The organism is Terriglobia bacterium (genome assembly GCA_020073085.1).
Classification (GTDB): Bacteria; Acidobacteriota; Terriglobia; order JAIQFV01; family JAIQFV01; genus JAIQFV01.
Window position 1 is genome coordinate 62059 of record JAIQFV010000016.1, and the last position, 21011, is coordinate 83069.

Below are 21011 nucleotides of genomic sequence, written 5' to 3' on the forward strand. Positions count from 1 at the left end.
AAAACCCTTCGCACGGAGCGAATGAGATGCTTGAAGCCAACCGCGTCATGTTTGAGATTTATCGTGAGGAAAGTTACAACCGCCGTTACAAGGTCGTCTATTTCACCGAGCTCAACGATCACAATAAGGAAACAGAGATCAATCGAGCGCTCGCGGGTGAGCATTACTATGATGGATTCCTGCGGGAGTACCGGAAAGAGGAGGCCAAGGCCATCATCACCCGGTTCCTTGAAAAGATGAACAGTGGCGAGCAAATTCCTCCGGAGCAACTTGAGCAAGAGTTGCACGATTATTTAGGATGAGGATGCAGGCTCTAAAGTTATGGGCGAGGTTAGCGAGGTGAACACACTCTTCCAAAAGGGGTTGCTGCAGTTGGAACAAGCCGAGTTTGAAGTGGCCCGGGAGTGTTTTGAAGCCGTGGTGATCGAAGAGGCCTCCAACAGCGAAGCTTGGTTTAAGCTGGGAATCTGTTATCTGGAGACGGGCCGTCCCGACCTGGCGATTGAGGCGTTGAGCCGAACCCTTCGCTTGAAGCCTGAGAACGCAGATGCCCATTACCTGCTGGGTAACGCCTATGGAAGCACCGGGCTGCTGGAAAAAGCCCAGGAGATGTACGAGAACGCCCTCAATGTACAACCCCACCATCCCAAGGCCGAGGAATTCCTGACCCGGACCCAGTCGCTCATTCAAAGCCGCGAGCATTTCCGTATGGCGGCCCGCTTGTTTGATGAGGGGAAATTCAAGGATCCCGCTACGGATGACCTTCTGTGGCTCAATCAAGCCTTTCGCGAGCTGATCCATTCTGTGTCTTCCTTTCCACAATCGCCGGCAGGGCGTGAGTTTGAGTCTTGCATCAAACTGATTCTGGATCGAAAACTAGAGCAACGGATTGAAGTTCCAATAAGCGTAGAAAACCGTTTATGGGCTGAGCATTGTGAGCGCGGAAAGTCGTTTCTAACATCGAGACTGTGGCCGGGCGCCTATCAAGCCTACTCTGAAGCCACCCAATTCGAAGCAGGCCACCCCTTTGTTCATCACGCCCTGGGAATTTCACAATATCAAATGGGCGATCTGGATGGAGCCATGAAATCCTGGTTGGCAGTCCTCGAGATAGATCCCGAATTCAATTTTGCGAGGCTTGGCTGTTTGCAGGTGCCAAAGCAATATCAAGCCAAAGCGCATTAATTCCCATTTCCCAATGACAAAAAAGAAAGGGCCCTTCCGAAAAGAAGTCATCGAATTCGCGCTGGACCGCGACGTCCAGGAGGAGATTGAACGGGCTCTGCTGGCGATCAAGAAACACCCCAACAACAGTTCTTTTTACGTGAGCTTGGGCGACCTTTATTACAGCCAGAAGAAAATGGAGCCGGCCGTTTCCACTTACGTTCAAGCCTTGCAGGTTGACCCTGGAAACACTCGGGCCCACACGCGACTCGGTCAAATCTGCGCCATGTACGAGCTCTACTCCGAAGCCTGGCAACATGCGCGGGCCGCCGCATTGCTGGGCGATCCCCATTTGAAAGAGCAGCTCGAGCGCAACGGCATTCCGGAACCGCCCTCACAATCTGCGTAGCCCGTCCTTTGGAGTGCGGAACTCCCAGTTTCGCTGTCCCCGACCTCGCCAATCTCTTCCCTCAAGCTCAATCCCATACGCAACTGGAAAGACTTGACCTAAATTATTGGGGTTGAACTTTGAGGTAAAGGCAGCAAAAACGTAAAATCAGTTTTTACCTGGATAACAAGATAACAATGCCAACAGACAACCAGCCAGAAGCAGTGAAAAGCAACGAAGGAGAAGGAGGACGATAAGGCACAATGAGTACCCAATTAATGGTTGCGCTTCTTCTGATACTTACATGCCCCATAGGTGCGTTCTCCATCGACTCGCACCCGAACTTGGCTCGAGTGTTGTCCCGACCAAATGTGAAGCGATTGAACAGGGATGGAACGGCAAGAATCGTCGGCCTCGCCCTGCACCATTGACGCACGTTTGCCACGTAGCGGCTTCCACAAAGGGACTTCTAGCAATGATTGGATGGAGAGCGAATGATTGCGGTGACGTCTTTCCCATCTCCATTGATTGTGAAGATGCGACCCCTACACATTTTTAGAATCTGCCATGATCCAACTCCGTAGGAGTGCCATATTTATAGACAAGCCGCCCCCTTGTTGTCTCCTTCGGTTGAACCCCGTCAGGGGTGACACCTGAGTTGCTATTCTTACCCACGACCAGAGATACATTTTCAAGCCTGTTGAGGGTTGACGAGGGAAGGTTAGCAGCCCAGATATCACCCCTGGCGGGGTTCAACTAAAATGGGAGAAAAGGGGGTTCGTAAGGCTATAAATATGACACTCCTATGGAGTTGAATCACCGCAGCATCAGGATAACCGGAGGCCTTCAGCGCTGTTCTACCCAATTTTCTGCCACTGGGGTTTGGGCTGTAGCCTGGGAATTTTCATTTATTCAGAATTTAGAGCCTGAAATTATTCGCCTAATCTCGAGGGCATGATGAATGGAGGGGTGAATGATGGGTCGCGGTAGGGATGCCCGTCGCCGGGCACCCCCCGCACAGATCCGTACGTGCGCAACTAGCGCATACGGCTCCTATCTTGGATGAATGGCGTCGAAGTGAACCTGGCGCACGCCAGTCGTACGGCATATAGCCTTCTCTGGCCGGTCTGCTGTCTCGACGACCGCAGACAAAGGGGAGGTCTCCCGGTTCTCGTGCATGAAGTTTCTTGGCGTGCACGGGGTCTACGACTACGGGGGGTCCTGGTCGGGCTCACGGTCTGGCGCCCGCGCTGATGTGGCCTTCCCCTTACGACCACAGGGTCGGCACCCCCAAGGAAGTTTTCGAAGCTCAATACCCGGCCCACCAATGCCCCTGTCTACGCTTCAACTGTGTCGCCTCGCCGCGCCCCAGGCAAGACTCGGGGTCAGGATGGTTCGTTACTGCTTTCCTGTGCAGCTCTTTCATCTACTACTTCATGCCGGTTTATCCCGGCGCTCGGTCGCATCTCCATAATCCATATTTCGTCTCGGTCTTGAGTATTGATGTGTATTCTCAAGAGGTTTGAGTCGGGGTCGAGAACGAGGGCGACGGTCCAGTCGGCTCGCAGCAAGGGCCTGAAGCGTCGGACGACTTCGCAAACAGCCTTGGCGCGTATCCCTCGTCAGTCAAAATATGGATTATGGAGATGCGACCCCAATTCCCCTTCCTAGGAGATGACTTGCCTTCTATTCCCGCTCAGAATTCCTACAGCCTTGCCGTTGCGGTTACCGCGGGAAAAAGTCAGTTTCAGCCCATAAATCGTTGCCGATCCCTCTGCGTAGTTATTCTTGAACCGAATGGCTCCAATCAGTTTTCCGCCTTCGTCATAAGCCTTCGCTATCCCATCTGGGATATGACCCGATACAGGCTTTAGGTTCCCGACACTATCCGCCCGCTGCCGCGCAATCTCCTCCGGGCCGTCAAAGAAGATCAGGTCTTCGTTGAACCACATTCGCCCGTCGCGAGGATGCCCATTCGGAGGCCGGAAGGTAACCTCCCCAGACCTCGCGATGCTTCCCGCAGGGAGAGCTAACAAAGCAACTAGCAAGAAAATGCATATCCGAAATCGAATCATAATGAGAATTTCCCGGGGAAATTTCCTGGGCTCAGATTGGGACGGGCTGTTGCCGAAACCCAAAGGCGCCCAGTCCGGGCACCGGGCCTACAGTGTAAGCCGATGATTCGTGGCTGTAGGCCGAATAAAGCGGGTCTTCGCGAAAACTGGGAAAACTGGGGACAGCCACCTGTTTTTGGCTAGAAATGCCTTTGTAACGTCCTTATTTCCCCCGAGAATCCTATGTCCGGCCACATTTTGGCTCCTCCTGATTCGAGACTGTTGACAAATCATGACTCCAACGTTAATATTTGCCTTTGACTCAGCAATCAAACCCGTAAGTAATGCACGCCCTCTCATTTGAGAGGCAGATTAACACTTTATTTAAGGAGAACAATCTCAATGGAAAACACAACCGCCGCCCAGGCACTCTTGCTGACGCCTATGGCTGTCACCAAGGTCAAGGAAATCATGGCGAAACAGCCCGAACAGTTCGAAGGCTTGCGCATTGCCGTCGTCGGCGGCGGATGCTCGGGTTTTCAGTACCACATGGGCTTTGAAAAGACTGCGGGCCTCAACGACCAGGTGCTGGAATTTGATGGCTTGAAGGTCATCGTCGACAACAACAGCCTGAACTACATCAAGGGCTGCGAAGTGGACTACGTCGAAGGCATGCAGGGAACCGGATTCAAGTTCAATAACCCCAATGCCACCTCCACGTGCGGTTGCGGCGAATCGTTCAAAGCATAACACCGTTTGCGAATAACTTCCTCTTTGCGGCTGAAGAAATCAGTGGTAATTTTCTTCAGCCGCAATGCCCTTCCATTTCCTGATTCAATCCCCCATCCCTTCGTCGACTCAAGCGGGTAGATCGTGCGCATCCTGTTGGCAAGCATACTGGCCAGATTCCAGGCTAGTGGCAATACTGTTCAGTTCACGAAGTCAGGGCCGAAACACCCCATTCGATTGGGCAGTTTTTAGTACGAAACTGTGCTCAGTGGATCGTCGATAGGTTGAGAAATGAAGAGATTCTTTCGCCCCTCCGGGGCTCAGATCTTTTTCCCACCCATACCCCGCCCTCGCCCCGCTAAAAGAAAAAGCGCGGGGCTCAGACGGGGCTACACTCTGGCTGCCCTCCGGGCCTAACTTGATTACACTCTTTCGGTCTCCGGGCCTAACCTGATTACACTCTTTCGGTCTCCGGGCCTAACTTGATTACACTCTTTCGGTCTCCGGGCCTAACTTGATTACACTCTTTCGGTCTCCGGGCCTAAGCGGGGCTCTTCCCCCAGCGGATCTTCGACAGACGGGACTAGAATTGTGCCTGCCCTCCGAGCCTCTGAATGGAAATGAACCGGGCATTTGATCAAGAAACTCGAGAGGCGGGATACAGTCTCCCTACCGTTCAATTAACGAAATCCGGGCTGAAACTCCCCATTCGATTGGACATTTCTTAAGACGAAACGCTGCTTAAATGAAGAGTACTGGGGCTAGGGGGGGACTTGTCTGAGCATTTGATGGGTTCACATCGTAGGGGCGTTCGCCGGGGCGGACTATGAGATCCCATCCATTTTGAAGCCGGATGCATGCCGGGGCATCCGCCGTTGGGGAGTGTGTGCCCCCACATTAAATCATGCGCGATACTGTACAAATTTCAAAGACGCTCGTATTAGATCTTCTGTTCGGCGTGGGATTTGTATTTCAACTGGTCAGAGAGTTTGGCGCCCTCGGGCAAGGTGGCGCGGCGGCGTACCGCAATAATCTCCGAAACAAATGCCACGCTAATCTCTTCGGCCGTTACGGCGCCAATATCCAGTCCGATCGGTGCAGTGACCTTCTTGAATAATTCCGGATCAAACCCTTCTTCTTCAAGCCTCTCGTAAAGGGTTCTTATCTTGCGTTTGCTACCGATCAGCCCGATATAGCGAGCCGGGGTCTGGATGGCCCAACGAAGGACATTCAGATCCTCCTTGTGACCTCGGGTAACGATCACCACATAGGACGACTCATTGACCTGGACGCGGGTGAAGGCGTTCTCAAAATAGTCCGCAATCACCTCTGCCGCCTCTGGAAATCTTTTCTGACTGGCATAATCGGGGCGGTCATCGACCACCACCGTTTGAAAGCCGGCCAGGGTAGCTACTTTCGAAATGGCCCGAGACACATGACCAGCGCCAAAGATGAAAAGGGTGGGAGGAGGAAGAATCGGCTCCACAAAAACCTCCAGGGTTCCGCCGCAAACCAGCCCGCTATGGTCCACGTCATCATCCGTCAGGTCGAAAGAAAGCATACGGGATTTCTCCTCTCGCATGGCCTTTTGAGCAGCGAGGACCACTTCGGCCTCGACACAGCCGCCCCCAATGGAGCCGACGATGGAACCATCCTCGCGAACCAGGATCTTCGCGGCCTCGTAACTGGGGATCGAGCCCCGTACACGGACGATCGTCGCCAACGCGGCCTGCTTGCCGCTCCTGCGAATCTTCGATATCTCTTCGTAAATGTCCATAATTATAGTCGTGTCCAAATCGAAAAAAGACGGACAGACACTTGCTTGGGTGCCATCCCCGCGAAGTTGCTTAAGAAAAGGTGTCTGTCCCTAATCCACCCCCCTCTTAGTGTCACTGGGTTGATCCGTCAGAATTCTCAGCACGGCCTCGAGCACCCCGCCGGCAATGGCGCGTGCTTTATCGGAAATCAGAAAACAGTTTTCCGGGTTGCCGCGAGGGTCGATGTCCGCCACTTTGATGCGGTCTGTCACCGGCGTGCCCTCATGCAGCAAGCCCCGCAGCACGCCCGTAAGCGTTGCCTTCACCGGGATACCGTTAACAGACCCAATAATATCACCGGCTTTCACGGAGTCGCCAATCTTTTTGGAAGTGAGAAAGACACCCTTCCCCGGCGGATAAACCACCCGGTCATTCGACGCCCCTTGCACTTCAGCGGGGACGCCGGTGTTTCCCTCTGCACTTCCCTTTTCGATGACCCGACCGAGATGGTGGCCGCGATTGGTCTCAATCACATAATCGGCATTGGTGAGTGCATCAAACCCAGGACCCAGCCCGACGACATGGACGCCTCGCGGGTACTCCCGTGCCACCGGAAGCTTCAACATCCGCGCATCCACAAGGATGGCCATCGTCTGCTGAAAGATCGGGGCCGTCAGCTTCAGCTCCGGATCAACGATCACGGGGAGATGGTTGTCCGCAATCTGATCCTTTGCTTCCTCCAGCGAGGACACGCGATGTCCTTCAAGATCCTCAACGTGATGCGATCCGCAGTAGATTGCTTCCGCGAATGCAACTCCGCGACGAATGGCGAGAGGGGTTTGAATTTCTGTCAGCACGGTTTTGAAGCCACACCGCCACAGCTTGTGCGCCACTCCGCTCGCCATCTCCCCCGCCCCGCGGATGAGGATAAAGCAATCCATGTTCGCGTGCCTCTTCAGAGTTCCTAGCCGGACAAGCCGGAACCAAGTCCAGTATTCATTAGGAAGCCAGGAAACCGGGGGATCGGTTGCCGGTGGAAGGCCGTCTCCAAAGGGATCGTCCGATTCTGTGCCGATTCAGGGTTTTTAACTTCCTATATTCCTGGCTTCCTAATGATAAATTCTTTTTGCCTTTATCGGCAGAAATTCTGTTGATGAGCGACTACTCATTCCATCGGATTCGCAGTCTCTCCCAATCTTCAACGCGATCGACATCGAGCAGAATGGCATCGTCGTCCATCTCCACCCACTCGACTTGTGAAGGGTGTCCTGTGAGGATTGACTTACAGCCGACATCGCCCCGCAAAGCCCGAATCTCATCCCAGAAAATCCGTGGGATGATGACTGGATTGCCTTGCTGCTCCTTGAAACGGGGGGCCACAATCTGGCCCGGGTTCAATTTCCAGCGGGATATCAGTTGGTCAACGATCCCGGGGTTGACCGCCGGCATGTCCGCATGGGCGATAAGCACCGCCTCGCTTATGGGGCTACACGCTCCCAGTCCGCACCGGATCGAGCTTGACATCCCGTCCGAAGGGGATAGATTGACGACCTTTTTGACTCGATCCTGGCGGGGAGGGATTTGCACTAAACGAGACGTTTCCGGGTTCACCACAAGGATCACCTCGTCGATTACACTGGCCTTCAACTGATCGGTCACCCACTCGATCAGCGGCTTCTGATGGATCAACTCTTCCAGCTTTTCACGACCATAGCGGCGTGAAAGGCCTGCAGCTAAAAGCAGGGTTGAGATCACTCGGGCACTTTAAGGAAAGCGAAGGAGGAAGTCAAGATGACGGCAGGTCCAGCGCGATTGCGTGCCCCGCGGCATGACGGGAATGCTCTCAAGTGGGTCGAATCACGGCACGGATTTCAGAATCACTGAGCACATGATTGGACTGTTTGGCCACGGCGTAAATGGCATCCACAAGCGGTTCGTTCGGAGCCATGCCATGTTTCTCCAACCAGTAGACGATGTTCGATTTTCCACTCATGGGCCCAATCTCAATCACCTGCTCCAGGCCGAAGAGGTGGGCGGGGACTCCGGAGTAAACGCTGTTGGCCAACGGCTCATCTTTTTTTCGAAATGCCTTGATGACTGCAGCGGCATGGACACCTGTGGCGGTTCGGAAGGCGTCGGCGCCAAACACGGGGTAATTCACCGGAATGGGTACCCGCGTCGCCTTGGACACCGCCTGGCAATATAACTTCAGTTTGCTCAAATCCTGATGAATGATCCCCATCAGCTTCAGATTGACCAGCAACTGGTCCATCGACGCATTACCCACGCGTTCGCCAATCCCCAGGGCGCACCCGTGAATCTGGTCCGCCCCCGCTTCAAGGGCCGCGAAGCAGTTGGGAATGGCGAGTCCGCGGTCACTGTGACCATGCCAGTCCACCCGGATCGTGGCGCCGCTTGGCTTCACGATTTGATCGACCACAAAATGGATCAGATTCTTGACCCCGGCCGGGGTGGCATGGCCCACCGTGTCACACACACAAATCGCCCGCGCCCCGCATTGAATCGCGGTTGCGTAGAGCAGCTTCACGGTTTCGGGATCAGCCCGCGTGGTATCTTCGGTCACGTACATGACCGGCAACCCCAGGTTGACGGCATAACGAACCGCGCGTTCCGTGGTTCGAACCAGGTGGTCCACTGTCCATTCTTCCGTGAAGCGGCGGATGGGGCTCGACCCGATGAACGTCGCCGCCTCGATCTCCAGTCCAGCCCGCTGCACTACTTCCGCGATCGGCGTGATGTCCGCCTCAATCGTGCGGGCGGCACAGTTTGCCCGAATGCCCAATTTGCCTTGAACAATTTCCCGCGCCAGCCGTTCCACATCGGCGCGCGCCCGGGGACCGGCGCCGGGAAGACCCAGGTCCAGAGAATCAATTCCGACTTCACTCATCAGATGGAGGATCTCGATTTTTTCTTCGATCGAAGGGTCCCGGACTGAAGGCGACTGCAAGCCATCGCGAAGACTTTCGTCATTCAACAGGACGCGCCGGTCCGTGATCGGCGTGCCGCCGTTGGCCGTATTCCAGTCATAAATGAGCTGCTCATCCATGGCACAATTCTATGCGAGGATTAACCTCGGGTCCTGCTCCTCAACGCTCGTTCAGAATCGCGCTACACCATTGCCACATTATACTTCGGCCCAAGTAGCGGCAGGGTCGTGCTTCGTGTCCTCAGGGCGGTACACCGAGTGACACTCCACGCACCGGTAAAGCTCGGCGTCCTTACCCACCTGGCGAATGAGGGCCTCATCCAGGTCGTAAAAGCGTTTGAGCTTCCCCTCGCAGTTCTTCCCTTTCTCGTCTTTCACGAGGCACACCCATTGGCCGGGTTTCTTCACGAGTATGCCTTCCGCTTTTTTCTTCTTCGGTGGAGCGGGAGGCGCCGCATGGGCGGCGGGAGGTGTCTTTGCCTCCGGCGCAGGGCCCGGCGGGGTGCCCGGAGCCGCCGTTTGGGTCTTGGGAATTTCGTCAGGCACAGGCTCTTCTCCTCATTTGAAGGTGTCCAGTGAGAAAGTGGATTCTATCACAACTCTTTGATCCCCTTCTCCTCCGGGGCAGCGCGGTGGGAGTCCCAGTACATGTAAACGCACAGGGCGGCGAAGAGGATGAGGCTAATGATCTGTCCGTAATTGGCAAACCAGGGGGAGGGGGTCGAAGGTCCCCACTCGTAACTCTGGGTGGCGGGATTGAAGGTTCTTAGATAAGGCACTCCCGCGCTAATGAATCTCTCCAAATGAAAATTGCGGACCACCACGCCGACGACTCCCAGCAGGGCCCCACCCGCGATAAACCCTGATGCAATGAGGGTCCCTCTTTCCCAGCGACGTCGACTCACTTCTTTGTTTTGGGAAGACCGGATGACCCAATGGGAAATGAAGCCGCCCACCAGGGCGGGGGCGTTCAGTTCCAGCGGGAGATACATGCCCAGCGCAAAGATCATTGACGGGATCGAGAGCATCTCGCAGATCAGCACGATCACGGCCCCGATGCCGTATAACAACCACGTGATTGGTTCGTTCGCCATCATGGAGGACGCAATGGCTTTCATGATGTTGGCCTGGGGAGCGTCAATCAGCGGCTTTCCGGCCACCACATCGTCCGGGCTGAATGCAAACACCCCACTCATGAAATGGATCGTGTACACCACGGCGATGGAAGAGATGGCGACCCCGACGAACTTCCAGATCTCCTGGTTGCGCGGTGTCGTCCCCAGCCAGTAGCCGATCTTCAGGTCCGTGACAAACCCGCCGGCCACCGCCAGGGCCGTGCACACCATGCATCCGATCATGATGACCACGGTCATTCCGAAATTCCCCGAGATGCCGAGCCGCAGGAAAATAAAGCTGGAGATGATGATCGTCAACATCGTCATGCCGGAAATCGGGTTCCGGGCCACGATGGCGATGGCGTTTGCCGCCACCGTCGTAAACATGAAGGACATCAGTAAGACAATGGCTGTACCGGTCAGGACCGCACCCCACCATCCCAGGAACGATCTCAAATACACCGCCGTCAGGATGCCCACGCCGATAATGGCCACGAACACCAGGACCATGGAGAGGTCCCAATCGGTGCGTTTTTGCCGAACCTCGCCCCCCTTCCTTTTTGCATTAATTGCCTTAAAGCCGAGGGCGAAGGAGCCGACGATGATCTTCAGGGACTTGATGATCGCCACGATTCCCGCAAAGGCGATGCATCCGACGGCGATCCGTCGCTGCACGTACTGGCGGAAGATATCCTCGGCGCTCATGCTGCCGATCAACGCCTTCGCCGGAGCTACCGCGACGGGTAGATGCTGTCCGACAAAATATATTGTGGGAACCAGGATGAGGACGGACAAGAAACTCCCTGCAATCAGGATCAGCGAATTGCGCAGCCCAATGACATAGCCCAGACCCAGAATTGAAGGAATCGCATCCAGCTTGATCACCATGCGGGCTTTGTCAGCCAGCACTTGGCCGGCGCGAGTGAAGAGGAAATCCACGTGCTCCTGCCAGACATTGCATGTGGTGGCGATGAACTCATAGAGGCCTCCCAGCCCCATGGAATACAAGAGGATTTTCGCCTGCTCTCCTCCGCTCTCTCCGGTCACCAGGATTTCCGTCGTTGCTGTCGCTTCGGGATAAGGCAGTTTGCCGTGCATCTCGACGCAAAAGTATCTTCTCAAGGGAATCAGGAAAAGAATCCCGAGGCAGGAACCGAGAAAGCAGGCAAGGATCATGGACCACAGGGAGGGCTGAAGCTTGAGGATGAAAAGGGCCGGCAAGGTGAAGATGGCCCCCGATACCACCACCGCCGAAGTGCTTCCGATCGATTGAATGATGACATTTTCCGAGATGGTCGACCTGCGGGGAAAAACGTGTTTCAGCCCCACGGCAAGGACGGCGATAGGAATGGCCGCCTCAAAGACCTGGCCCACCTTCATTCCCAGGTACGCCGCCGACAGCGTGAAAATCACGGCCATGATCAGGCCGATCCCAAGGGAACGGAGCGTGACCTCAAAGGTCTGAGTTTCGGGTGCAACATAGGGGGTGTAAACTTCACCTGGACCAAGCTCGGAATAAGCGTTATCAGGAAGCCTCTTAAAAGGCTCGATTTCTTGCGGGATAACTCCCATGCGACCTCCGATGAAAAAGTATAAAAGTTACCTCAATATTTGACCCAATCCAGACACAGACCCTGTGCGGGCGCCGTCCACGGGGCTGCGACGCGTTCCCGGGCTTCCAGTTTCAAAGGGATCGCCTCAGGAGCCAGGCGGCCTCGCCCCACCTCGAGCAGGGCCCCGACCATGGCCCGCACCATCCGGTGCAGAAATCCATTTGCCTCGACCCGGAAAACGACAAGCTGGGTACGCTCCTCCTCATGCACTTCGGAGAGGTAGATGGTCCTCACTTTTGACGGGGAGTCGTCCTGGGCATCGCAAAACGATGTAAAGTCGTGCTCCCCCAGAAAGCAACGAGCCGCTGTAGTCATCCCTTCCACATTGAGGGGGTAAGCGGTATGCAGCACGTAATGTCGGCGGAAGGGGGAATTGATGCGTCGCATCAGGATCGAATAGGAGTACTGCTTCGATCTGGCCGAATAGCGCGCGTGAAAGGTTGAATCCACCTCTCGACAGTCATACACGCGGATGTCGTCCGGCAGGAGCTCGTTCAGGGCATGTTGGAGATTCGGGACCGGGATCTTGGAAGACGTCTTAAAGTGGGCCACCTGCCCGCGGGCATGCACGCCGGCATCGGTACGACCTGACCCAAACACATGAATTTCCTCCTGGCACAGCTTCTGCAGGGTGTCCTGAAGCGCCCCCTGGATTGTCACCATTTGCGGTTGAATCTGCCATCCATGAAATCGGGTGCCGTCGTAGGCCAATACCAACTTGATGGTTCTCGGTTCCTGGACGAGAGGAATTTCTGGGTAAGGGAGGGATTGGGGTTCCAGTTGCTCGGTCTGAGATTGCACGTGGTCCTCGTTTGGATCGGTCTGGTCAGATGAGAGTGGCCGCCCTACAGTCGACTGCCCGGCTTGAGGACCGGAATTCGATTCCGACAGAGGGGACATTCGGCCGGTGCATAGCTTTGCACGGCAAGCGTCACAAGCGTATGGTGCGGTACGCTGGAATCCTTGAAGGCCGTACCTCCACTCCGATCCACCAGGGCCCCGACACCAATCAGGACCCCGCCGGCTTGTTCCACGGCGGCTATGGTTTCGCGCGTGGAGAGACCCGTCGTTATGACATCTTCCACGACGATCACGCGGTCCCCAGGCTGTAACGAAAAGCCCCTTCGCAGCGTCATTGTGCCCTTGACGCGCTCCGTAAAAATCGCGCGAGTCCGGAGCGCCCGAGCCACCTCATGCGCCACCAGAATACCCCCGATTGCCGGGGCGGCAACTGCGGCAATGGGTTTGAGTCCTACAAACAACGTTGCCAGGGCTGACCCCAGCTGCGCGGCAAGCGGAGGGTCCTGCAATACTAAAGCACATTGGAAATATCGATCGCTGTGGAGGCCGGAAGAAAGCTCAAAATGCCCCTCCAGAAGGGCCCGGGACTGGCGGAACAGGGTGATGATCTCTGCTTCAGTCATGACGGAAGACAGCACGGCGAAGCTTAAAGAGAAGCGCCGTAATTGTCAAGAAGGATGAAACTTATACGCTCCTTGTATCGTATAATGCGTCAAGACGGCTGTGGCATTCACGTCGACAGCATTCAATTCAGCACTCAAACCAAATTGGAGATTGGTAATGGAAAAGCGAAAAGGTAGAGTTCGACTGGGTAGGAAGTGGTTGGTTCTGGTCGTCATCCTCCTCGCCATCCCGGTTCAGATCGGAATGACGGCTGCGCAGACGCCCTTTCCGATGCCGGGATACTTCAAGAACAATATTTTTGGCCGGGACTTTGTTCCTTCCGAAAAAGAGCGTATTTCGGACCTGATCGAACGCCTGACCAAAGAGGGCAAGGTGACACTGGCAGAGGCCGATGTCATCGCCGTAGCGCTTCAGAACAACCTGGACATCCAGGTGCAGCGCGAGACGGTTCCTCCTGCCAGTTACGATGTCCTCAAGACCTATGGTCCGTTCGATCCGATTTTCCAAGCCACTGCAAACAGTGACCGGCGCCTTTCACCGTCCTCAAACTTCCTTCAAAGCGGGGTGTTTGGTCAGGTCATCCCGATCAGCAGCCTGAATCAATCTTTCAATTTTTCATATCTGCAGGCGTTTCAGACCGGAACCAGCGCAAGGATCGATTATGACACCTCAAAGGCCTTCATCAGCAGCCGGCTGGCCAGCTTGAACCCGTCGCTCACCTCCGCCCTGCGGCTGAGTTTTACCCAGGCCCTCCTCAAGAATCGGGGTGTGGGGGTCAACTCCGTGCCCATCAAGATCGCCAAGAACAACAGGGACATTACCCGGGAACAGTTTTCCTTGACCGTGATTAACATCATGAACCAGGCCCTGAATTTCTACTGGGAGGTGGTTTTTGACCGCGAGGATGTTCGCGTCAAACAGGCCTCTCTCGATCTCGCGATCAAGACCAATGAAGACAACAAGCGGCAGGTCGAGATCGGAACCTTGGCGCCGATCGATGTGGTGCAATCGGAGACCCAGGTGGCCCTCCGCCGGCAGGATTTGATTGTCGCCCAATATACCTTGCAGCAGACCGAGGATACGTTGAAGCGGTTTCTCTCTCCCAATCGTGACCCGGGTGCCATCATTGCCAAGCTGGAGCCCGTGGACCGGCCCAGGCCCGCTGCAGCCGAAGAGATTCCCACGGTGCCCTCCGCCATCGACGAGGCCATCAAGAACCGTCCTGAATTGACCCAGGCGCGCCTCGATCTTCAGAACCGGGACCTGAGGCTTCAATTCACGAAGAATCAATTGCTGCCCCAGGTTGACTTGAGTGGTGCTTATCAATGGATCGGCTTGGCCGGAAATTCAGCGATTGTGGACAGTCAGGGAAACCCCGTTGTAGGGCCGGACGGAAAACCTATCATCGTGCCCGCCGGCTTTCCCGAAACCACTCGGCAACTGTTCAGCTTTCAGTTTCCCGAGTATTCCTTTGGAGTGAGCCTGACGTTTCCCATCAAGAACAAATCGGCCCAGGCTGACTTTGGACGGGCTTCGTACGAGAGACGCCAATCCGAGGCGACCCTGCGACTGTCGGAGCAACAGGTCGCCCTGCAGGTCCGAAATGCCGTGACGGTCCTTCAAATGAATAAGGCCCGCATTGAAGCCGCCACGCGGACCCGTGAACTTCAGGAAAAGACCCTGGATGCCGAAAACAAGAAGTATCAGTTGGGCGCTTCCACGATCCGATTCGTGCTGCAGGAACAGACCAATCTCGCCATCGACCAGGATTCCGAAATCCGGGCGATGGTGGATTATGCGAAATCCAAGATCGCCCTGGCCCAGGCAGAAGGCCTTCTCTTTCGCACTTATGGAGTGCAGATCGAGGACGTCCTCGAGGGGAATGAGGTAACCCCCAAGAAACCCACCGCTGGTTTGAGGGCGGTCACTGCGACCACAGGGAGTAATCGCTAAGGAAGGGCTTGACCCCTAGACCAAGAAGGCCGCTCTCCGGGGCGGCCTTTTTTTCTCCGCTTTCCTCTTTGACTTTCACCAAAAAGAATTTATCCTTGCTGCCCTGCCATCATGCGAATCTCCGCCACCATTATTACCCTCAATGAGGAAAAAGATCTGAGGCGCGCCTGCGAGTCGTTGCAGGAAGTCGCCGACGAGATCATCGTGGTCGACTCGCAAAGCCAGGACTGCACGCGGGAGGTCGCCCTGGAATTTACTCCCCACGTGTTCATGCACCCCTTCAAGAACTATTCCGACCAGAAGAACCTGGCCGCAGACAAAGCGACGAACCCCTGGATTCTCAGTATTGACGCCGACGAGTGTCTGAGCGAAGAGTTGAGACAATCCCTCCTGAGATTGAAAGCCGGACCGGCGAGGCGGGAGGTGGCCGCCTATCGATTTGCAAGACGGGCCAACTATCTGGGAGGATGGATCCGTCATTCGGGATGGTATCCGGATATCAAGGTCCGGTTATACGACCGGGCTCGGGCGCGGTGGGTGGGCGATTATGTTCATGAGTCGCTGGTGGTCGATGGACCTGTAGAATCCCTTCCGGGTGAGTTGCTTCATTACACGGTGGACACCCTTTCTGATCATGTAACCCGCCTCGACCGCTATACGACCCTGGCCGCCAGACACTCCGCTTCGGAAGGGAAAAGGTTCTCGCTGCTGAACTGTCTTTTTGCCCCGCCCCTGACCTTTCTCAAGAGTTATTTCCTGCAGGGGGGAATCCTCGATGGATGGCGGGGCCTCTCGATCTCCGCATTCGCAAGCTGGTACGTCTTCCTCAAACAGGTAAAACTCCGCGAAATTCAAGGGAACGACCGGCACCTCCCGGGTTCAAATTCATGAAGATTCTCCATCTGGATACCGGTCGGACCCTGCGTGGCGGCCAACGGCAAGTCCTTCTGTTGATGCAGGGGTTGAGGTCGTGGGGGGCTTCCCAGATTCTCCTTTCTCCAGCCGGCGCCCCCACGGTGATGCCAGCGCGGCGGGCTGGACTTCCGGTGGCCGAGATTCCGGTGGGAACTTTCGCGAACCTCTCCACATTCCAAAGTGTTCGGAGAACCATTCTAGGGTTTCAACCCGACGTCCTGCATCTTCATGACGCCCGGGCGCATGGCTTCGGCTATCTTGCCAATCGAACCTTAAAGCGCCCAATGGTGGTCTCGCGGCGTGTGGCCTTCCCTCTTCAAATGAATTTCTGGTCCCGCTATAAATACTTCGCCCCACGACAACGTTTCATCGCCGTTTCCCTTTTTGTAAAGGGCCTTATGGTGGACTCCGGGATTCAGCCGGCGCTGATCGACGTCGTTTATGACTGCGTTGATCTCACGATAGAGGCCGGAGGAGGCTCCCAGGCGCGAACGGGTCTCTCTTCCGAACAATTTATTGTCGGAACCGTTGGGGCCCTGGAACCTGAAAAGGGCCACGATGTGTTGATCGAGGCCATGGGAAGGCTTCGGTCGTCCTTGCCGCAGTGTCGTTGTATAATCGCCGGGGAGGGAAGCCTGAAGCCCCGCCTGCAGGCTATGATCGCAGTCCATCATCTCGAGAACACGGTGCAAATCGTCCCCCCGCCCGATTCATTGACCGGCCTTCTGTGCGGGATGGATTTGTTTGTTCTCCCCTCCCGAGTGGAGGGTCTGGGCTCAATTATTCTGCTGGCAATGCATTGTGGCATTCCGGTCCTCGCGAGTAACGCCGGCGGGATTCCAGAATTAGTGGAGAATGAAACGACCGGATTCTTGTTTGAAAAGGGGGATGTGGGAGCGCTTACCCGGGCGCTGCTGACGCTTTCGGACAATCCCACTCAACGACACCAGGTGATCGAAAAAGCGGCAACAAGAATAAGGAGCCAGTTCTCGGTCGAGGCCATGACTGAGGCCACCCTCAGTATTTATCAGAAGGCTCTCGCGGCATCCTGACCCGAGCACAGCGTATGATAAATCTATTCACATTTCTCCTGGGCAGCGTCATCGGAAGTTTCCTCAATGTGTGCATCCTTCGGTGGCCGCAAGACCAGTCCATTGTCAAGCCCCGTTCTCACTGCCCCAGCTGCGGCGCATTCATCAAACCGTACGACAATGTCCCCATCCTCAGCTATCTCATCCTGAAGGGCCGTTGCCGGGCGTGCGGAACTTCCATTTCGGTGATGTACCCTGTGGTGGAGTTGCTCACCGGTCTGTTCTTCCTGTTTTGCGGCCTGCAATTCGGATACACCCTGGAAACATTGAAGTACTTCATTCTCGGAAGCGGTCTGATCGTTCTGATCTTTTCGGACATTAAGTTCCGTCTGCTTCCCGACCAGATTACTATCTATGGCACTTTCGTGGGACTGCTCCTCAGCCTGAAGGTATGGATTGACGATGACTCGTTCAGATCGCTGATCTCCCTCAATCAACCTACCCAGATGTTTATTCAAAGGACCGCTCGTGCTTTAGCGGACTCCTGGGCAGGCAATTATCTGGGCAGTGGATCTCTGTATTCTGTGCTTGGGGCACTGTGTGGCGCCCTTTTTGGTGGAGGGATCCTTTTCTTGTTGGGGGAGCTCTACTATTGGATCCGCAAAGAAGAAGGGCTTGGGATGGGGGACGTCAAGATGATGACGATGATCGGGGCCTTCTTCGGTTTCAAATTAACTTTCGTCACCATTATGTTAGGCTCTCTGCTGGGGAGCGTGGTAGGCGTCCTTGGAATGTTGTTTCTCGGGAGGGACATGAAATACCAACTCCCCTTCGGGACGTTCTTGGGAACCGCTGCATTGATCCTCGCCCTGGCAGGAAAACCAATCCTGCAATTCCTGTTTCACTAGTCCGAATCGGGTAAACGCAGAGGGCTTCCCTTCCCTTTCGGGATCGCGGATTCAGAGGGGCACCCTTTGCCGGTCCATTGGCCTCTCCCGGAGAATTTTCCGCATCCTTCTTTCGACTGGATCTCTTCCTTTCCTCGCGGCCCGCAACCCAAACCATGCCTTCGTTGATTGCGGAAATCGCTCTCCACAGGAACCTGCTTTGAGCGGCGAGCCAACGGCACGGGCCGAGCGCAACTTGAGAAGCTTCCACTTCGGAACTGAAATTAATCTTCCGGGGTAAGCCGTGCCTGGGGTGGAGTTGTTCTGAGGATCAGTGGGGCCGAGAGGGCCGCTCGATACTCCTCTTCACTGATGTGATGGTACCGATACATGCGGTCCAGAATAATGCTTCGACGGAGCTGGCTCCGCTTCAAGCTGATGAGAGGATTCATGCGCAGCGGATTGGGGATGATGGCGGCAAGCAGGACGGCCTCGTTCAGAGTCAGCTGCGCCGCTGATTTTCCAAGATAGTAACGGGAAGCTGCCTCCGCCCCGTATACATTCTGGCCCCACTCAATCACGTTCAAGTAGATCTCAAAGATTCTTCGTTTCCCGAGGTCCCTTTCCAGTCGATATGCCAGGACAGCTTCCTTGAGTTTTCGAACCGGATTTTTCGAAGTGGAGAGAAACAAATTCTTGGCAAGTTGTTGAGTGACAGTGGAGGCGCCGCGGGCGAAGCGCTTTTGCTCCCAGTCCACGGTAAGGGCCTCTTTGATGCGCTGATAGTCGAACCCCTCGTGCTGGAAGAAGGCATCATCCTCACCGATCAACACGGCGGTTTTCATGGAGTTTGAGATGGCCTGATAAGGGACAATGACTTGGAAGTGGGAGGGGGCCTTTCGGTGATGCGAAGCCTCAAACTCCTCATCCCGCTGCCTCATCAGGGCAGTCTCGGCTGGAATCGTCTTTCGCAGAAAGGTCACATCCGGGAGGGAGAAGTATTCGACACCCAGATACGCGGTGATGACGACAAGGACCGCCAAGGCGACTGTCCGCTTGGGGGGGAGCCTCACGGATGGAACCCCGAGATCAGGGGTCTACGGTATGGTGATCGGTTGTGTTTCCTCAACGGTGAAATCCACATTCGTTGTTTCGATTCCCTTTTTGACCTCAACGATTTTGGAGTCGTACCAACGGGGGCCGGCAAAGAGCTTCTCCAGGGTCATCGGCTCCTGTTCTTCGACGAGGACCACCATATATTTTCCACTGCGCAGACCAGGGACGGTGTAGCTGTCTCCTTGAATCCTGTGAAATTCATAAAACTCCTCGTTGAACCTCATGAGGAGGATCACATAATGATCCAGCGGGAGATGAGAGCGTTTCAAGATGACCTTTCCGCTGATCGACCCTCCCACCCGGATCGGGAAATCTATATCGCGGAGGTCTCGCCCCTCTGAAATGATCAGGGTCTTCACATCGATGCCCGGATTCAGCATGACGTTCGGATCTTCGGAGGTCAAGGCCAGGTGGAAGCGGCCGATCGGCGCTCCCACAATCGCATAGCGTCCCTCCTGGCTCAATTCATAGCTGCGCGGCTCAAACCCGTCGATCTCGTTGCCGACCGTGGAGAGGATCAGGTGGAGGTGTTTGTAGTCGAGGGAGTACTCGGGATCGTCGACCGTGACACGCCCCGAGACATTTCCTCCCAGCCGGAGATTGAAATCCACGTTCGGATAAGTATCCCCGTCCTTCAGCGTCAGGACCGTCGCCTTCTTTTCTGCGACTTGGTCCCGGTACCATGTGGCGACATGCTGTTGCCCCGGAGGAGGAAGGTCCACCGTCACATGATAGCTCCCGGGGGGGAGATCATCGACCGCATATCGCCCCTCGGTATCTGAGACCGCAACAGGAATCTTGACTTTACCGTCGGACTGAGCAACAGGTCGAACGGTGACATCCAACATGGGCTGGTTGTAAAACACGGATCGAACGCGGCCGAAGATGTGGCTTCCACGAACCAGGTAGAAATTGATCCCCGTGATGGTTTCCGCCCCGGATACCTCCAGGGGCCGGGCGAGCGCACGATCCAATTTGTGATCATAGAATTCGGTGATATACCGATGCAGTCTGGTTCCTTCCGGAGATTCAGAACGTTCGTCTCCTGCTTCAAGGATATATTTTCCCTGCGCCAGCCCATGGATCGAATAGTTTCCTGACTCGTCGGTGTAGGCATATCGTTCCGGCTGGTTCCCTTCGACGGGGACTGCAACCGCCATAACATCCGGGAGCGGCTCGTTGCTCGACGCGGAAATAATGCGGCCCTGAATGGCGGCACCGAAGTCCAGCTTGAGATCAATTCCGGACGCCTTGTCGCCCGGGTGGATCGCGATGCGTTCTCCTTGTTCTCGAAAGAGCGCACGCGGGTAAAAGCTGGGAATGTACCTTGAATCAAGCACCCCAGCCTGGACTGAATAGTCGTCCGGGGCCAGGGCTCGGAGCAGGTATCGGCCATCCTTTCCTGTCGTGGCGACACCCCGATATGTCTCCCCTTCTACGGTTACCCGCACGTTGTCGAGGGGGACACCGTCTGCCACGCGGGTCACGCGTCCCTCGATAGAGCCCCCCAGTTCCAGTCTTATGTTGGCGAAGCTGAAAACGTCTTCCGCCACAAGCTCCACCACACCCGGAATCGACGGATTCTCCGGCTGACGGTAAATACTGGGTAGATAATTGGAGCCAGACGGGATGGCTTGGACCCGATAGCGGCCCCGGGGAACCTTGACCACATAAGCGCCCTCCCGGTCGGTCAAGGTTTCATAGGTACTGGGCCTCTGCTCAATGGAGGTGGCACGAACGACAACGCGGGAGACCCCTCTCCCCGTTTCCTTGTCCTTCACGACTCCGCCGATTTGGGCCGCCCAGGTGACGGAAACGGCGAAGGGAATAAAGCACAACACCGCCACTAGCCGATGAGAATGAGTGCGCATGACCTCTCCGAGCCGGACTTCTTCGTCTGATCCCTATTCTAATTAA

At 55.5% G+C, this 21011-nt stretch carries 19 protein-coding genes; 8 read left to right on the forward strand and 11 right to left on the reverse strand.

The window, feature by feature from the left end:
- The first annotated feature begins 26 nt into the window (after positions 1–26).
- Genes LAO21_16310 through LAO21_16320 form a run of 3 tightly spaced genes read left to right on the forward strand, consistent with a single transcriptional unit; the run spans position 27 to position 1573 of the window.
- Positions 27–302, forward strand: coding sequence for a hypothetical protein (locus LAO21_16310; GenBank protein ID MBZ5554282.1), 276 nt, complete (start codon positions 27–29; stop codon positions 300–302).
- A gap of 37 nt (positions 303–339) precedes the next feature.
- The gene (locus tag LAO21_16315) at positions 340–1185 is read left to right on the forward strand and encodes a tetratricopeptide repeat protein (protein MBZ5554283.1); all 846 of its coding nucleotides are present in this window, start codon (positions 340–342) and stop codon (positions 1183–1185) included.
- 13 nt (positions 1186–1198) lie between these two features.
- Complete coding sequence (locus tag LAO21_16320) at positions 1199–1573, forward strand: tetratricopeptide repeat protein (protein ID MBZ5554284.1); 375 nt, start codon at positions 1199–1201, stop codon at positions 1571–1573.
- Positions 1574–3219: 1646 nt separating this feature from the next.
- On the opposite strand, the gene LAO21_16325 is transcribed toward LAO21_16320, so the two are convergent.
- Positions 3220–3504 carry a hypothetical protein gene (locus LAO21_16325; protein ID MBZ5554285.1) on the reverse strand — a complete coding sequence of 95 codons (285 nt, stop codon included), beginning with the start codon at positions 3502–3504 and terminating at the stop codon, positions 3220–3222.
- Positions 3505–4008: 504 nt separating this feature from the next.
- Between LAO21_16325 and LAO21_16330 the strand changes: the two genes are divergently transcribed.
- A complete protein-coding gene (locus LAO21_16330) occupies positions 4009–4356 on the forward strand; it encodes an iron-sulfur cluster assembly accessory protein (protein MBZ5554286.1) in 348 nt (115 codons plus the stop codon).
- Positions 4357–5275: 919 nt separating this feature from the next.
- Here LAO21_16330 and LAO21_16335 read toward each other — a convergent pair.
- The 8 genes from LAO21_16335 to pyrE all read right to left on the reverse strand — a co-directional run bounded on the left by LAO21_16335 (position 5276) and on the right by pyrE (position 13191).
- The gene (locus tag LAO21_16335; GenBank protein ID MBZ5554287.1) at positions 5276–6112 is read right to left on the reverse strand and encodes an XdhC/CoxI family protein; all 837 of its coding nucleotides are present in this window, start codon (positions 6110–6112) and stop codon (positions 5276–5278) included.
- A gap of 90 nt (positions 6113–6202) precedes the next feature.
- On the reverse strand, positions 6203–7033 hold the full coding sequence (locus tag LAO21_16340) for an EF2563 family selenium-dependent molybdenum hydroxylase system protein (protein MBZ5554288.1): 831 nt from the start codon (positions 7031–7033) through the stop codon (positions 6203–6205).
- A gap of 220 nt (positions 7034–7253) precedes the next feature.
- Entirely contained in the window at positions 7254–7847 is a 594-nt protein-coding gene (locus LAO21_16345) for a nucleotidyltransferase family protein (GenBank protein ID MBZ5554289.1), read from the reverse strand.
- Positions 7848–7935: 88 nt separating this feature from the next.
- Positions 7936–9159 (reverse strand): LeuA family protein, encoded by a 1224-nt coding sequence (locus tag LAO21_16350; protein ID MBZ5554290.1) that lies wholly within the window; start codon positions 9157–9159, stop codon positions 7936–7938.
- A 78-nt stretch (positions 9160–9237) separates the two neighbouring features.
- The gene (locus LAO21_16355) at positions 9238–9585 is read right to left on the reverse strand and encodes a hypothetical protein (protein MBZ5554291.1); all 348 of its coding nucleotides are present in this window, start codon (positions 9583–9585) and stop codon (positions 9238–9240) included.
- Between the two features lie 47 nt (positions 9586–9632).
- Positions 9633–11726 (reverse strand): oligopeptide transporter, OPT family, encoded by a 2094-nt coding sequence (locus LAO21_16360; GenBank protein MBZ5554292.1) that lies wholly within the window; start codon positions 11724–11726, stop codon positions 9633–9635.
- A gap of 32 nt (positions 11727–11758) precedes the next feature.
- Entirely contained in the window at positions 11759–12568 is an 810-nt protein-coding gene (gene truA, locus LAO21_16365) for a tRNA pseudouridine(38-40) synthase TruA (GenBank protein ID MBZ5554293.1), read from the reverse strand.
- Between the two features lie 44 nt (positions 12569–12612).
- A complete protein-coding gene (pyrE, locus tag LAO21_16370) occupies positions 12613–13191 on the reverse strand; it encodes an orotate phosphoribosyltransferase (protein MBZ5554294.1) in 579 nt (192 codons plus the stop codon).
- A 157-nt stretch (positions 13192–13348) separates the two neighbouring features.
- Between pyrE and LAO21_16375 the strand changes: the two genes are divergently transcribed.
- From LAO21_16375 to LAO21_16390, 4 genes are all read left to right on the forward strand, one after another.
- On the forward strand, positions 13349–15145 hold the full coding sequence (locus LAO21_16375; protein ID MBZ5554295.1) for a TolC family protein: 1797 nt from the start codon (positions 13349–13351) through the stop codon (positions 15143–15145).
- 111 nt (positions 15146–15256) lie between these two features.
- Positions 15257–16036 (forward strand): glycosyltransferase family 2 protein, encoded by a 780-nt coding sequence (locus LAO21_16380; GenBank protein ID MBZ5554296.1) that lies wholly within the window; start codon positions 15257–15259, stop codon positions 16034–16036.
- Positions 16033–17112: a glycosyltransferase family 4 protein gene (locus LAO21_16385; GenBank protein ID MBZ5554297.1), complete on the forward strand. Its 1080-nt coding sequence runs from the start codon at positions 16033–16035 to the stop codon at positions 17110–17112. Before LAO21_16380 ends, LAO21_16385 begins: the two co-directional genes overlap by 4 nt.
- A gap of 14 nt (positions 17113–17126) precedes the next feature.
- Positions 17127–17999: a prepilin peptidase gene (locus tag LAO21_16390; protein ID MBZ5554298.1), complete on the forward strand. Its 873-nt coding sequence runs from the start codon at positions 17127–17129 to the stop codon at positions 17997–17999.
- A gap of 263 nt (positions 18000–18262) precedes the next feature.
- On the opposite strand, the gene mtgA is transcribed toward LAO21_16390, so the two are convergent.
- A complete protein-coding gene (gene mtgA / locus LAO21_16395) occupies positions 18263–19051 on the reverse strand; it encodes a monofunctional biosynthetic peptidoglycan transglycosylase (protein ID MBZ5554299.1) in 789 nt (262 codons plus the stop codon).
- Between the two features lie 24 nt (positions 19052–19075).
- Positions 19076–20965 carry a carboxypeptidase regulatory-like domain-containing protein gene (locus LAO21_16400; protein MBZ5554300.1) on the reverse strand — a complete coding sequence of 630 codons (1890 nt, stop codon included), beginning with the start codon at positions 20963–20965 and terminating at the stop codon, positions 19076–19078.
- Positions 20966–21011 lie beyond the last annotated feature (46 nt).

Coding starts and splice junctions, on each gene's coding strand:
- LAO21_16380 (MBZ5554296.1), top strand. CDS start 15,257: ATGCGAATCTCCGCCACCATTATTACCCTCAATGAGGAAAAAGATCTG.
- LAO21_16390 (MBZ5554298.1), top strand. CDS start 17,127: ATGATAAATCTATTCACATTTCTCCTGGGCAGCGTCATCGGAAGTTTC.
- LAO21_16350 (MBZ5554290.1), bottom strand. CDS start 9,159: ATGGATGAGCAGCTCATTTATGACTGGAATACGGCCAACGGCGGCACG.
- LAO21_16330 (MBZ5554286.1), top strand. CDS start 4,009: ATGGAAAACACAACCGCCGCCCAGGCACTCTTGCTGACGCCTATGGCT.
- LAO21_16325 (MBZ5554285.1), bottom strand. CDS start 3,504: ATGTGGTTCAACGAAGACCTGATCTTCTTTGACGGCCCGGAGGAGATT.
- pyrE (MBZ5554294.1), bottom strand. CDS start 13,191: ATGACTGAAGCAGAGATCATCACCCTGTTCCGCCAGTCCCGGGCCCTT.
- LAO21_16310 (MBZ5554282.1), top strand. CDS start 27: ATGCTTGAAGCCAACCGCGTCATGTTTGAGATTTATCGTGAGGAAAGT.
- LAO21_16385 (MBZ5554297.1), top strand. CDS start 16,033: ATGAAGATTCTCCATCTGGATACCGGTCGGACCCTGCGTGGCGGCCAA.
- LAO21_16335 (MBZ5554287.1), bottom strand. CDS start 6,112: ATGGACATTTACGAAGAGATATCGAAGATTCGCAGGAGCGGCAAGCAG.
- LAO21_16340 (MBZ5554288.1), bottom strand. CDS start 7,033: ATGGATTGCTTTATCCTCATCCGCGGGGCGGGGGAGATGGCGAGCGGA.
- LAO21_16375 (MBZ5554295.1), top strand. CDS start 13,349: ATGGAAAAGCGAAAAGGTAGAGTTCGACTGGGTAGGAAGTGGTTGGTT.
- LAO21_16400 (MBZ5554300.1), bottom strand. CDS start 20,965: ATGCGCACTCATTCTCATCGGCTAGTGGCGGTGTTGTGCTTTATTCCC.
- LAO21_16360 (MBZ5554292.1), bottom strand. CDS start 11,726: ATGGGAGTTATCCCGCAAGAAATCGAGCCTTTTAAGAGGCTTCCTGAT.
- LAO21_16320 (MBZ5554284.1), top strand. CDS start 1,199: ATGACAAAAAAGAAAGGGCCCTTCCGAAAAGAAGTCATCGAATTCGCG.